This is a genomic window from Sphingomonas sp. M6A6_1c (assembly GCF_053345135.1).
In genome coordinates, this window is the sequence record NZ_JBKEZO010000004.1 from 91919 (window position 1) to 105495 (window position 13577).

13 protein-coding genes are annotated in these 13577 nt (G+C 68.7%); 9 read left to right on the forward strand and 4 right to left on the reverse strand.

The window, feature by feature from the left end; genetic code table 11:
* The first annotated feature begins 47 nt into the window (after positions 1–47).
* The 8 genes from obgE (at position 48) to lptG (ending at position 9442) form a co-directional block, all read left to right on the forward strand.
* Positions 48–1094 carry a GTPase ObgE gene (obgE, locus tag ACLBWH_RS08995; protein ID WP_447798322.1) on the forward strand — a complete coding sequence of 349 codons (1047 nt, stop codon included), beginning with the start codon at positions 48–50 and terminating at the stop codon, positions 1092–1094.
* A 244-nt stretch (positions 1095–1338) separates the two neighbouring features.
* Positions 1339–2442, forward strand: coding sequence for a glutamate 5-kinase (gene proB / locus ACLBWH_RS09000; protein WP_322850438.1), 1104 nt, complete (start codon positions 1339–1341; stop codon positions 2440–2442).
* A 145-nt stretch (positions 2443–2587) separates the two neighbouring features.
* Positions 2588–3490 carry an SDR family oxidoreductase gene (locus tag ACLBWH_RS09005; RefSeq protein WP_447798324.1) on the forward strand — a complete coding sequence of 301 codons (903 nt, stop codon included), beginning with the start codon at positions 2588–2590 and terminating at the stop codon, positions 3488–3490.
* A 42-nt stretch (positions 3491–3532) separates the two neighbouring features.
* Positions 3533–3781, forward strand: coding sequence for an acyl carrier protein (locus ACLBWH_RS09010; protein WP_447798326.1), 249 nt, complete (start codon positions 3533–3535; stop codon positions 3779–3781).
* On the forward strand, positions 3778–5052 hold the full coding sequence (gene spt, locus ACLBWH_RS09015; protein WP_447798328.1) for a serine palmitoyltransferase: 1275 nt from the start codon (positions 3778–3780) through the stop codon (positions 5050–5052). Before ACLBWH_RS09010 ends, spt begins: the two co-directional genes overlap by 4 nt.
* Before the next feature lie 144 nt (positions 5053–5196).
* Positions 5197–7077 carry an ATP-binding protein gene (locus ACLBWH_RS09020; RefSeq protein ID WP_322850467.1) on the forward strand — a complete coding sequence of 627 codons (1881 nt, stop codon included), beginning with the start codon at positions 5197–5199 and terminating at the stop codon, positions 7075–7077.
* Between the two features lie 80 nt (positions 7078–7157).
* Positions 7158–8354 carry an LPS export ABC transporter permease LptF gene (gene lptF / locus ACLBWH_RS09025; protein ID WP_322850434.1) on the forward strand — a complete coding sequence of 399 codons (1197 nt, stop codon included), beginning with the start codon at positions 7158–7160 and terminating at the stop codon, positions 8352–8354.
* Complete coding sequence (gene lptG / locus ACLBWH_RS09030) at positions 8351–9442, forward strand: LPS export ABC transporter permease LptG (protein ID WP_322850433.1); 1092 nt, start codon at positions 8351–8353, stop codon at positions 9440–9442. Before lptF ends, lptG begins: the two co-directional genes overlap by 4 nt.
* A gap of 274 nt (positions 9443–9716) precedes the next feature.
* On the opposite strand, the gene ACLBWH_RS09035 is transcribed toward lptG, so the two are convergent.
* Together ACLBWH_RS09035 and ACLBWH_RS09040 are read right to left on the reverse strand one after the other, a co-directional pair.
* Entirely contained in the window at positions 9717–10256 is a 540-nt protein-coding gene (locus ACLBWH_RS09035; protein ID WP_447798330.1) for a hypothetical protein, read from the reverse strand.
* 55 nt (positions 10257–10311) lie between these two features.
* A complete protein-coding gene (locus ACLBWH_RS09040; RefSeq protein WP_447798331.1) occupies positions 10312–11415 on the reverse strand; it encodes a fatty acid desaturase family protein in 1104 nt (367 codons plus the stop codon).
* A 144-nt stretch (positions 11416–11559) separates the two neighbouring features.
* On the opposite strand from ACLBWH_RS09040, the gene ACLBWH_RS09045 reads away from it, so the two are divergent.
* A complete protein-coding gene (locus ACLBWH_RS09045; protein WP_447798332.1) occupies positions 11560–12711 on the forward strand; it encodes an N-acetyltransferase in 1152 nt (383 codons plus the stop codon).
* Positions 12712–12758: 47 nt separating this feature from the next.
* Here ACLBWH_RS09045 and ACLBWH_RS09050 read toward each other — a convergent pair whose 3' ends face one another.
* Both ACLBWH_RS09050 and ACLBWH_RS09055 read right to left on the reverse strand, forming a co-directional pair.
* On the reverse strand, positions 12759–13112 hold the full coding sequence (locus ACLBWH_RS09050) for a HesB/IscA family protein (RefSeq protein WP_322850429.1): 354 nt from the start codon (positions 13110–13112) through the stop codon (positions 12759–12761).
* A complete protein-coding gene (locus ACLBWH_RS09055) occupies positions 13112–13570 on the reverse strand; it encodes an SUF system Fe-S cluster assembly protein (RefSeq protein WP_322850428.1) in 459 nt (152 codons plus the stop codon). Before ACLBWH_RS09055 ends, ACLBWH_RS09050 begins: the two co-directional genes overlap by 1 nt.
* Positions 13571–13577: the final 7 nt, after the last annotated feature.

The window sequence follows — 13577 nt, forward strand, 5'->3', positions numbered from 1 at the left end:
GCCGCCGCGGGGGTGGCCGTTCCCGCCCGGGACGCTAAAGAGGCGGCATGCATTTTCTCGACCAGGCCAAGATCTTCGTCCGCTCCGGCTCGGGCGGCCCCGGCGCCGTCAGCTTCCGGCGCGAGAAATTTATCGAATATGGCGGTCCCGACGGCGGCAACGGCGGCAAGGGCGGCGACATCATCTTCGAAGCGGTCGCCGGCCTCAACACGCTGATCGACTTCCGCTACACGCAGCATTTCCGCGCCCCGCGCGGCTCGGGCGGCTCGGGCAGCAACCGTACCGGCGGCGGCGGCGACGATCTGGTCATCAAGGTCCCGGTCGGCACGCAGGTCTTGTCCGAGGACAAGGACGAGGTGCTGCTCGACTTCACCCGCGTCGGCCAGCGCGAGATCTTCCTGCGCGGCGGCGACGGCGGCCGCGGCAATGCCAGCTACAAGACCTCGACCAACCGCGCGCCGCGCCAGCACGGCACCGGCTGGCCGTATGAGGAGGCGTGGGTGTGGCTGCGGCTCAAGCTGCTCGCCGACGCCGGCCTCGTCGGCCTGCCCAATGCCGGCAAGTCGACCTTCATCAACGCGGTGACCAACGCCCAGGCGAAGGTCGGCGAATATGCCTTCACCACCACCCGCCCCCAGCTCGGCGTGGTGCGCCATCACGCCCGCGAATTCGTCGTCGCCGACATCCCCGGCCTGATCGAGGGCGCGGCGGACGGCGCCGGGATCGGCGACCGGTTCCTCGGCCATATCGAACGCTGCCGCGTGCTGCTGCATCTGGTCGACGCCAATGACGACGACGTCGCGGAAAGCTACCGCATCGTCCGCGAGGAGCTGGAGGCTTATGGCGGCGGGCTGGTCGACAAGCCGCACGTCGTCGCGCTCAACAAGATCGACATGCTCGACGACGAGCTGATCGAGGCGCTGTCCGCCGAACTGGCGGAAGAGAGCGGCACCGACGTGATCCCGCTGTCGGGCGCGGCGGGCACCGGCGTCGACTGGGTGCTCGACAAATTGCTCGAAGCGATCGGCCCCGGCCCCGACGCGGTCCCCGACAACGACGAGGGCGAAGACGAGATCACCTGGTCCCCGGTGTAAACACCGTCCAGGTCCTCCCCCGCCAGGGAGTGCCGGGTTGAACGGCCCCCGGCCGTTCAAGGTCATGCCGGGGGCATGACCGACCCGGCACTGTGGCACCGCGAAGCGGTGACGGAGGGGGCGGATACGGTGAGCTTAGCGTTTGCGGAAACGCCCCCTCCACCACCCGCTGACGCGGGCGGTCCCCCTCCCCCGCTGAAGCGAGGGAGGACTTGCCAGGTTAATATACGCTAAGACCCCACCCATGCCCCTCTTCCCTCCCGCCACCTGCCCGCGCCTGATCGTCAAGGTCGGCTCCGCGTTGCTCGTCGCGCCCGACGGCGCGGTGCGGCGCGCGTGGCTCGCGACGCTCGTCGCCGACATCGCCGCGCGCGCCCGTGAGGGCCAGCAGGTCGCGATCGTCTCGTCGGGCGCGATCGCGCTCGGCGCGCGGCGACTCGGACTCGCCAAGGGCGGTCGCGCCAGCCTCGAAGACGCGCAGGCGGCCGCGGCGACCGGCCAGATCGCGCTCAGCCAGACCTGGGCGGAGCTGCTCGGCGACCACGGCCTCACCGCCGCGCAGATGCTGGTGACGCTCGACGATCTCGAGGACCGCCGCCGCTATCTCAACGCCGCCGCCACGCTCGGCCGGCTGCTCGGGCTCGGCGTGGTGCCGGTGATCAACGAGAACGACAGCGTCGCCACCGAGGAAATCCGCTTCGGCGACAACGACCGCCTCGCCGCGCGCGTTGCGCAGGCGGCGGGGGCGCAGGGCGTCGTGCTGCTGTCGGACGTCGACGGGCTCTACGACGCCAACCCGCACACCAACCCCGATGCGCAGCATATCGCGCGGGTCGAGCGGATCGACGCGGTCGCCGGCATGGCCGATGCGGGATCGGCGTCGGGCATGGGATCGGGCGGGATGGTGTCGAAGATCGCCGCGGCGCGGATCGCCACCGGCGCCGGCGCCAATCTCGCGATCGCCAGCGGCCGGCGCGACCATCCGCTCGCCGGACCGCAGCGCCATACGCTCTTCGTCGCCGAACGCGCCGCCCCGGCGCGCAAGGCGTGGCTGGCGGGCGGGCTGACCGCGCGCGGGCGCATCCACGTCGATGCGGGCGCGGCGCGCGCGCTGGTGGCGGGCGGCAGCCTGCTCGCCGCTGGCGCGACGCGGGTCGAGGGGACGTTCGGCCGCGGCGACCTGGTGACGATCGAAGGGCCGGACGGCACGATCGCGCGCGGCCTGTCGGAATATGCGGCGGACGAGGCGCTGCGGCTGCTCGGCACGCGTTCGGAGGATCAGGCGGCGATCTTGGGCTACGCGCCGCGCGCCGCGCTGGTCCACCGCAACCATCTGGCGCTGCTGTGATACCTATGCCCCATACCCCCCGTCACCCCGGACGTGTTTCGGGGTCCACCGGGCCGCGAGCGTGCGGCTGGAGCCTCTTGCCGTTCTCCTCGCCGCAGAGTGGACCCCGGAACGAGTCCGGGGTGACGGCTAGGGGTCTGGCAACATGACCATTCTCGCCATCACCGGTGCGACGGGGTTCGTCGGCGGTGCGCTGCTCGATCAGGCGCTCGCCGCCGGTCATCACGTCCGCGCGCTCACCCGCCGGCCGCAGCCCGAACGCGATGGCGTCGTCTGGATCGACGGTGCGCTCGACCGGCCCGACGGCCTGATCGCCCTCGCCAGCGGCGCGGACGCGGTCGTCCATGTCGCCGGCGTGGTGAACGCGCCCGACCGCGCCGGCTTCGTCGCCGGCAATATCGACGGCACGCGCGCGATGCTCGCCGCCGCGACCGCCGCCGGCGTCCGCCGTTTCGTCCACGTCTCCTCGCTGTCCGCGCGCGAACCCGCGCTGTCCAATTACGGCTGGTCGAAAGCCGAAGCCGAATCGCTGGTCCGGGCCAGCCCGCTTGCCTGGAGCATCGTCCGCCCGAGTGGCGTCTACGGCCCCGGCGACATGGAGATGCGCGACCTGTTCCGCGCGGCGACGCTTGGCCTCGCGCTGCTGCCGCCGCGCGGCAAGGTGTCGCTGGTCGCGGTCGATGATCTCGCCCGCCTGCTGCTGACGCTCGCGACGCACGATTTGCCGCCCGCGCTCTACGAGGTCGACGACGGCCACGTCCTCACCCACGCCGCCATGGCGCAGGCGATCGCCCGCGCGGTCGGTCGCCGCCGCGTGCTCGCGCTGCACCTGCCCAAGGCGGTCCTCCATCTCGGCGCGAAGCTCGACAGGATGCTGCGCGGATCGGGCGCCAAGCTCACCGCCGATCGCGCGAACTATCTCGCCCATCCCGACTGGACCGCCCGCCCCGCGCTGCGCCCGCCGGCCGATCTGTGGACGCCATCCGTCTCGCCGGAGGCGGGGCTCGCCGCAACCGCGCGATGGTATCGCGCCAACGGATTGCTATAGCGCCGCAACCTTGCCGTATTTGGCCGCCATCCAGGAAGAATGATGACCGACCGCACCCAGATCCTCGACACGATCAAGGCCCAGATCGAACCCTTCAACAAGAAAGGCGTCGCGCTGACCGAGGCGACCACCTTCCAGGGCGATCTGGAATGGGACAGCCTCACCGTCATGGACTTCGTCGCCGCGATCGAGGACGAGTTCGAGATCATCATCACGATGAACATGCAGGCGGAAATCGAGACGATCGGCCAGCTCGCCGATGCCGTCGCCAAGCTGAAGGGCGAGTCATGACCGAGACCGGCCTGCAGTCCGAAACGCTCGACCTCGATCCCGCCCCGGTCGCGCCGGCCAACGTGTCCGGGCGCGACCTGATGAGCAAGTTCGATCCCCTGATCGCCGAACGCAAGGCGCTGATCGACACCGGCGTCACCGATCCCTTCGCGATCGTGATGGACCGGGTGAACAGCCCGACCGAGGCGGTGATCGCCGGTCGCGACACGATCCTGCTCGGCACCTACAATTACATGGGGATGACGTTCGACCCCGACGTCATCGCCGCCGGCCATGCCGCGCTCGACCAGTTCGGCTCGGGCACCAACGGCAGCCGCATGCTCAACGGCACCTTCCGCGACCATATGGACGCCGAACAGGCGCTGCGCGACTTCTACGACATGACCGGCGCGATCGTCTTCTCGACCGGCTACATGGCCAATCTCGGCATGATCTCGACGCTGGTCGGCAAGGGCGAATACGTCATCCTCGATGCCGACAGCCACGCCTCGATCTACGACGGCTGCAAGCAGGGCAATGCCGAGATCGTCCGCTTCCGCCACAACAGCGTCGAGGATCTCGACAAGCGGCTCGGCCGCCTGCCCAAGGAGGCGGGCAAGCTCGTCGTGCTCGAGGGCGTCTATTCGATGCTCGGCGACGTCGCGCCGCTGCGCGAGATGGTCGCGGTCGCCAAGAAGCACGACGCGATGGTGCTGAGCGACGAGGCGCATTCGATGGGCTTCTACGGCCCCAACGGCCGCGGCGTGTACGAGGATCAGGGCTTGGAGGCGGACGTCGATTTCGTCGTCGGCACCTTCTCGAAATCGGTCGGCACCGTCGGCGGCTTCTGCGTGTCGAACCATCCGAAGTTCGAGGCGATCCGCCTCGCCTGCCGCCCCTATATCTTCACCGCCTCGCTGCCCCCGTCGGTAGTCGCGACCGCTGCCGCCTCTATCCGCAAGCTGATGACCGCACACGACAAGCGCGCGCAGCTTTGGGCCAACGCGCGTCAGCTCCACGGCGGCCTCAAGGCGATGGGCTTCAAGCTCGGCACCGAGGCACCCGACAGCGCGATCGTCGCGGTGATCCTCGACGATCAGGAACAGGCGGTGACGATGTGGCAGGCGCTGCTGCACGGCGGCGTCTACGTCAACATGGCGCGCCCGCCGGCGACCCCCGCCGGCACCTTCCTGCTGCGCTGCTCTTTGTGCGCCGAGCATAGCGAAGCGCAGCTCGACGCGGTGCTGGCGGCGTTTCGCGCCGCGGGACAGGCCGTGGGCGCGATCGGCTGAGCCTGCCGCGGCGTACGCCGCGGCGGCTTTCCACGCGGCGGGAAACGGACTAGCCTCGCGACCGTGACTCGCAACGACGCCGAAACGGTCTCCGTAGGGACCCTGGAGGGCGACGCGACCTGGCGGACGATCACGCTCGTCGTGATGGGTCTGCTCGGCGCGGCGGTTCTCGTCGCGCTCATCGTGACACTGGGCGAGGCCAACCGCCAGCGCGACCGCGCGTTGCAGGCGCAGGCGCACAGCTACGACGTGATGATCCTCGCCCGCACCGTATCGGGCACGATCGCCCGCTCCGAGGCGTCGCTCGGCCGCTACGTCATCAGCGGCAAGGCCGAGAAGGAGCTGGGCCAGCTCTATTACGACCAGTGGCGCCTCGCCGGATCGCAGCTCGGCCGGCTCGAACGGCTGACGATGGACACGCCGGAGCAGAGCGCCCGCGTCCGCCGGTTGCGCGGCGCCTACGAACAGCGCGGCGAGGAGCTGTCGCTGACCGCGCTCAGCACCACCTACGGCCAGAACAGCCAGGCGCTCGCCCGCTATTACAAGGCGCGCCAGTCGCCGACCCTGACCGCGATCGATACCACGCTCGACCAGATCATCAGCCGCGAACGCGCGCTGCTCGACCAGCGCACCGCCGACGCGATGCGCACCGTCGACCGGTCGAGCCGCATCGCGACGGTGCTCGCGATCTTCGGCGTGCTGATCGTCGTCGGCGCACTGGTGCTCGGCTGGTTCACGCTGCACGCGGTCGGCGAGCGCGCGCTCGCCCGCGCCGAGGCGGAGGAGGAACGCGAACGCGCCGAGGAACTCGCCGCCGCGGTGACCAAGGCGACCGACGAATTGCGCGTGCAGGAGGCCAAGGTCCGCCAGATCCAGAAGATGGATGCGGTCGGCCAGCTCACCGGCGGCATCGCCCACGATTTCAACAATATGCTCGCGGTGGTCCTCGGCGGGCTCGAACTGGCGCGGCGCGCGGTCGGTCATGACCCGGCGATCGTCGCGCGGCACCTCGACAGTGCGACCGACGGCGCCAATCGCGCCGCGGCGCTGACCCGGCGGCTGCTCGCCTTCAGCCGCGAGGAATCGCTCAAGCCCGAACCGATCGCCGCGGCGGCCCTGGTGTCGGGCATGTCCGAGCTGATCGACCGCACGCTCGGCGATGCGATCACCGTCGTCGTCCGCGACGACGCCCGCGGCTGGCAGGTTCACGCCGATCGCGTGCAGCTCGAAAATGCGGTGCTCAACCTCGCGGTCAACGCGCGCGACGCGATGAACGGCCGCGGCCGGCTGGTCATCGCGACCGGCGCGGCGACGCTCGCCGACGATCATGTCGACGATTGCTGCGCCGGCGACTATGTCACGCTCGCGGTCACCGATACCGGCACCGGCATGACGCCCGACGTGCTCGAGCGCGTCTACGAACCCTTCTTCACCACCAAGGCGGCGGGCAAGGGCACCGGCCTCGGCCTCAGCCAGATCTTCGGGCTGGTGCGGCAATTGCGCGGCGGCATCGCGATCGAGACCGCGCCGGGGCGCGGCACCACCGTCACGCTCTATCTGCCGCGCGACACCAGCGCCGGCGCCGCCGCGCCCGCCGCAGTCGCCGCGCCGGTCACCGTCGCCCCGCTCGCCGAGGCGCTGCGCGTGCTCGTCGTCGAGGACGATCCGCGCGTGCTCGCCGCGACGATGATGGCGCTGGAGGAGCTGGGCCATCGCGCCGTCGCCTGCGACGCGCCGCTCAAGGCGCCAGCCCTGCTCGCCGGGCACGACGACATCGACCTCATCATCTCGGACGTGCTGATGCCGGGGCAGACCGGGCCGGAGATGATCGCCGGTCTCGCGCCGCGTTACCCCCATATCGCGGTGCTGTTCGTCACCGGCTTTGCCGGTGAGGCGAATGCGAGCGAATTCGGCCGCCATCCGGTGCTGCGCAAGCCGTTCACCCTGAGCGGCCTTGAACGCGCGATCGGGAAGGCGCTGGCGACCGAACGCCCCGCCCCGCCGCAGCAGATAGCCGCCGAATGAGGCACGGGAATTTTAGCTGACGTAGCCGCGACCCGCGCCTATACCGGCGGTCCCCAGCCCCGGCCCGAGCCCCTGACCGCATGACTTCCCTCGACCGCTACATGGCCCGGCTGATCGCGTTGCCGCTGTTCTCGACACTGACCATCGCCGCCATGCTGCTGGTGCTCGACCGTATCCAGCGCCTGTTCGTGTTCGTCGCCACCGAAGGCGGCCCGGTCAGCGTCGTGTGGCGCATGCTCGCCAATCTGCTGCCCGAATATCTCGGCCTCGGCATCCCCATCGGCCTGCTGCTCGGCATCCTGCTCGCCTTCCGCCGGCTCGCCGCCAATTCCGAACTCGACGTGCTGCGCGCGGTCGGGGTGAGCTACACCCGGATGCTGCGCGTGCCGTTCATGTACGCGCTGATCCTGGCGGCGCTCAACATCGCGATCGTCGGCTTCGTCCAGCCCAAGGCGCGCTATTATTACGAACAGCTCCGCTTCGAGCTACGCACCGGCGCGCTGGGCGCGTCGATCAAGGTCGGCGAATTCACCCATTTCGGCGACCGCATGACGCTGCGCATCGAACAGAGCCATGACAAGGGCCGCAAGCTCGACGGCATCTTCGTCTATTACAACGACAAGGGCACCAGCTATTCGGTCACCGCCCAGTCGGGCCAGTTCCTCGCCACCGACGATCCCAACACGATCATCTTCCGCCTGACCAAGGGCACGCTCGTCCACAAGGCGCCCAATTTCACCGTGCCGCGGGTGCTGACCTTCACCTCGCACGATCTGCCGATCCCGCTGCCGCGCTATGAGAATTTCCGCCAGCGCGGCGGCCGCAACCTCGAATTCACCTTGCCCGAACTCGCCAGGCTCGGCCATCGCGCGCAAAGCGTCGAGCAGCGCGACAGCAGCCGCTCCGAATTCCACTTCCGCCTGGTCGAGGTGGCGACGATGTTCCTGTTGCCGCTGCTCGCGATCGCGCTCGGCGTGCCGCCCAAACGCTCCAATTCGGGGTTCGGCGTGTTCCTCGCGATCGTGATGATCGTCGCCTATCACAAGGTGAACGAATATGCCGCCTCGATCGGCGAGCTCGGACGGATCGATCCGCTGATCGCGCTCTGGGTTCCCTTCTGCATCTTCGCCGGGATCATCCTCTGGATGTATTATCAGATCGCCTATGTCCCCGGCGGGCAACCGATCGGCGCGCTCGAACGCGCCTTCTCGAAGCTCGCCAAGCTCATCACCCGCTATCTGCCCGGCCGCGGCCGCAAGAAGGAGCGCGCGGCATGAGCAGCTTCTTTCCGTCGCGCACCGTCGCGATCTACATGGGGCGGATGTTCCTGGTGCGAACCTTCGGGCTGCTCGCCGCGCTGCTGCTGATCCTGCAGACGCTCGACCTGCTCAGCGAATCGGGTCAGATCCTCGCGCATGCCGGCAATACGCAGGACCAGGTGTGGCAATATGTCGGGCTGCGCGCGCCGCAGATCGCCGCCTTCCTGCTGCCCTTCTCGGTCCTGCTCGGCACGATCCTGACGCTCATCACGATGAACCAGAACAGCGAGGTCATCGCGTTGAAGGCCGGCGGGCTGTCGGCGCATCAGGTGCTGGCGCCGCTGCTCGTCGCCAGCCTCGGCGTCGCGGCGCTCAGCTTCGCCTTCAACGAACGGATCGTCAGCCGCGCCACCGCGACGCTCGACCAGTGGAAGGACGCCGATTACGGCGCGCTGCCGATCGACCGCGGCGACCGGACCAACGTCTGGGTGCGCGACGGCGACGATCTGATCGCGGTGCAGCAGGTGCGCGGGCGCGGCGAACAGGTGCGGCTCGGCAACGTCACCGTCTACGATCGTACCGGCGGCGAGCTGGTCGCGATCATCAAGGCGCCGAGCGGCCGCCACGCCGGCAACGGCTGGGCGATCAGCCCGGCGACGCGCTTCGACGTCGCCACCGGCAAGCTCAGCACCCTCGGCACGGTCAAGGTCGCGCCGGGCGTGCGTCCCGACCAGTTCACGCTCGGCACGGTCAATCCCGACGGGCTCGACTTCGCCGCGCTCCACGCCGCGATCGGCGACCTGCGCGACGCCGGCCGGCCGACCAAGGCGCTCGAAGGCACACTCTGGCACAAATTCTCCAGCCCGCTGTCCGCGGTGCTGATGCCCCTGCTCGGCGCCGTCGCGGCGTTCGGCATCGCCCGGTCGGGGCAATTGTTCGTACGTGCGGTGATCGGCATGGCGCTCGGCTTCGCCTATTTCGTCGCCGACAATTTCGCGCTCGCGATGGGCAACCTCGGCGCCTATCCGCCCTTCCTCGCCGCCTGGGCCCCCTTCCTGCTGTTCCTGCTGATCGGCGAAGCAGTCCTCATCCGCACCGAGGAATAGGCACGCTGGCGGTGCTGATTGTGGCAGTTGCCCACACCCGACCGTCCGCCCTGAGCCTGTCGAAGGGCAAGTGATTCTTGCGCCAAGCTTCGACAATCGGAGCATCAACGGGTGACGTGATGATTGCACGCGAAGGCGCGGAGGCGCGGAGAGGTGTCGCGTGGGCGGACGTGGTCCTATAATTGCGAGCTTTAGTAGGAGAGCCGCTGACGCGGCGAGCGCAACATCTCCGCGCCTCCGCGTGAACCAACCTTCTTCCCGACCGACGCAGCCGTCAGGGCACCGACAACGGCCCCTCGAGCACCGCCGGCATGCGCGACACCAAGGCGCCCGCCAGCTTCGCACCGACGACGGCGGGCGCATTGGCTTGCGTGCCGCCGACCTGCGCGGTCACCGCGCTGCCCGTCCACAAGGTACGACCATCGCGCCACGCGGTGAGCGTGATCGTCATGCGCGTCACGATCAGCGCGCGCAGGTCCTGCTTATGGGTCGGCAGCGACAGTTGCACCCCCGCGCCCCAATTGGCGACGCTGGCGGCGGGTCCCTTGGTCCCGGCCGGCGCTCCGACCAGACCGCGCGTCTCGTGGACGATCGCGACCCGCGCGCGATAGCGGCTCGGGCCGGTGGCAGGCAGGACGAGGTAATTGGCCGAGTTGAAGGCGTCGCCGACCGCCTCCGCGATCGCCGGAACCTCGGGCCCGTCGGTCTTGCCGTCATCCACCACGGTGAGCGTCACCGTACCCGGCGGCAAGGCTTCGACGGCCGCCGCCGCGGGGACGGCGAGCAGGGCGACGATGCCGGACCATATGACCATCTACCGACCCCCGCCTTCGATAACCGCCCTGCCCCATTATAGCGCAGTCATGTGGTTACCGGGGTTGGAACGTGCTCCGGACGATCTTGTTCACCAATCCCGGCAGACCGGCATAGCTCGCCTTGTGATAGGGCGAACCGTGCTCGACCGCCGCGGTGATCCGGCGATGCGCCTCGCCGAGCGCGTGATAGGGCAGGCTCGGCAGCAGGTGGTGGAGCGCGTGATAGCGCAACCCGACCGGCGCCCACAATGCCGGCAACAGCGCGGGCGGCGGCACGTTGACGGAATCGAGATATTGCGCGGTCACCGACATCGGCTCGCCATCATTCTCCCACAGATGCGCAACAAGCGTGCGGACCTGATTGACCACCGCGACGCCCGACCCGATCGCCAGCGCTATCGCGACGCTCCGCAGCGGGAAGACCCCCGTCGCGGTGAGCACGACGACCGCGATCGCCCACAGGCTCGCCGCGGTCTCGACCCGGTCCCACATCGTCCGCGCCTCGCCGTCCGGTGCGCGGCGGCGGAACGACGGATTGATCGCCAGCGCCGAATAACGCTCCATCACGATGGTGCGGAACTTGGGCGACAGCAGCGACAGCGGCGACAGGATCGCATAGCGGATCAGCAGGCCGAGCGGCGCCAGCGCGGAGATCACCACGAACGCCGGCAGCGTCCACGGCTTCATCAGCGCGAGCGGCAGATATTCGGGATCCTCCGACGTGCCATAGCGCGTCTTGGCGTGGTGGAGGTTGTGCACGCCTTCGTACATGAAGCTCGGCACCAGCATCGGCACGCCGACCAGCGCATTCCACGCGCCGCGGAAGCGGGGCACGGCACTATGCTTCATGTGACTGATTTCATGGATAAAGCTCAGCGCGCGATACAAGGCCAGCGCCGACACGACGGCAGCGAGCACGACCCATCCGGTCCCCTGTACCGTGACCGCCGCGACCAGCGCGCCATAGCCGACCACCACCGACCCGATCAGGTCGGCCCAATAGATGCCGGGACGCGGCGCGATCAGGTCGCGCGTCGCCTCCGCCGCCGCCCGCAGCATCGCCTTGTCATCGGCGATGCGCACACGCGGCGCGCGCCCGGCGGCCTCGGCGACGGGGGCGCGGGATAGGGTCAGCGAGCGTTCCATGGCTTGGTCCATTGGCTGAAGATAGTGGCGATAGCGTGGCATTTACAGACACCGCCGATGCTGCGGCGCTGCAACATATCGATCACTGATGACGGAAACGTCACTCGCCTTGTCGCGCCGGCGTGCTAGATCGCGGGCCAAAATGGGAGGCCCGACATGAGCGACCTGACGATCACCCCCGTCACCACGAAGCGCGAGCGCAAGGCGTTCGTCGACCTGCCGTTCCGGCTGTACAAGGACGATCCCGCCTGGGTGCCGCCACTGAAGGGCGAGGCGCTCGGCCTGATCACCCCGGAAAAGAACGGCTGGTACAGCCACGCAAAAGTGCAATTGTTGCTGGCGCACGAAGCCGGCCGCGTCGTCGGCCGCATCTCCGCCCACATCGACACCCTCGCGCTGACGATGCCGGCCGACCAGGGCTTCGGGCCGGGCGTCGGCCAATGGGGATCGATGGAGGCGGAGCGCGAGGATATCTTCGTCACGCTCCTCGCCAAGGCAGAGGGCTGGCTGCGCGAACAGGGCATGACGCGGGCGCTGGGTCCGATCTCGCAGTCGGTATGGGAAGAGCCCGGTCTCCTCGTCCAGGGCTTCGATCATGCGCCGACGATCATGATGGGCCACGCCAAGCCGGAATATCAGGGCTGGATCGAGCGCGCGGGCTACCAGCAAGTCAAGCAGCTCTTCACCTATGAGCTTGACATCACGCAGGAATTCCCGCCGATCGTGAAGCGGATCATCCGGTCCGGCGAAAACAATCCCCGCATCGTCGTCCGCGAGGTCGACAAGCGCAAGTTCGAGGAGGAGGCGGCGATCATCCTGTCGATCCTCAACGATGCGTGGAGCGACAATTGGGGCTTCGTGCCGCTCACCCCGCCCGAGATCAAGGACGTCGGCGTCAAGCTCAAACCGATCGTGTTCAACGACCTGATCCGCATCGCCGAGCTCGACGGCAAGCCGGTAGCGTTCATGATCACGCTCCCCGATCTCAACGAGCCGCTGAAGCCGCTCAACGGGTCGCTGCTGCCGTTCGGCTGGGCCAAGCTGCTGCTGTGGTTACGCAAGCCCAAGGTGCGCACGATGCGCGTGCCGCTGATGGGCGTCGTCAAGGAATTGCAGGCGTCGCGGATGGCGAGCCAGCTCGCCTTCATGATGATCGAATATATCCGCGTCGCGTCGGTCCAGCATTATGGCGCGAGCCGCGGCGAGATCGGCTGGATCCTCGACGACAATCAGGGGATGCGCTCGATCGCCGAGACGATCGATAGCCGCGTCAACAAGGTGTACAACATCTACGGGCGGGATCTGTAGATCCCGCCGGCTCCTTCCCCGCGGCGCGAGGGAGGAGCAGGATCGGGTCAGACCGTGAAGCTTTCCCCGCAACCGCAGGCGCCCTTGGCATTGGGGTTGTTGAACACGAAGCCCGCGGTGAAATCGTCCTCGACCCAGTCCATCGTCGAGCCGACCAGATACAGGATCGACCCGCCGTCGACGAACAACGTGCCGCCGGGCGTCTCGATCCGCTCGTCGAACGGCTTGGCCTCGGTGACGTAGTCGACCGAATAGGCGAGCCCCGAACAGCCGCGCCGCGGCGTCGAGAGCTTGACGCCGATCGCCCCGTCGGGCGCGCGCGCCATCAGGTCGGCGATACGCGCGTCGGCGTTGGCGGTGAGGATCAGCGGCGCGGGCCGCTGGCGCAGGATCGTGGCCATTACAGCATCCCCAGTTCGAGCTTGGCGTCGTCCGACATCTTCTGCGGGTCCCATGGCGGGTCCCAGACCAGATTGACGTCGGCGAAGGCGATCCCCGGGACCGCGGCGACGCGCATCTCGACCTCGGCGGGCATCGATTCCGCGACCGGGCAATGCGGCGTGGTGAGCGTCATCGTCACCACCGCCTGACCGTTGTCCGCGACCTCGACGCCGTAGATCAGGCCGAGATCGTAGATGTTCACCGGGATCTCCGGATCGTAGATCTCCTTGAGCGCGTCGATCACCGCCTCGTACAGCGCGCCGCCCGGCTCGCCCGGCGCATCGCCCTGCGGCTGCTGCTGGAGAAAGCCGGTGAGGTAATCGCGTTCGCGCGGCGCAGTGTCCGCCACGTCCTCGACACGCGCGCGCGGCGCCGGCGTCACCGCCTCCACTTCCTCGATACGGATCGCATCGCTCATCCGAAAA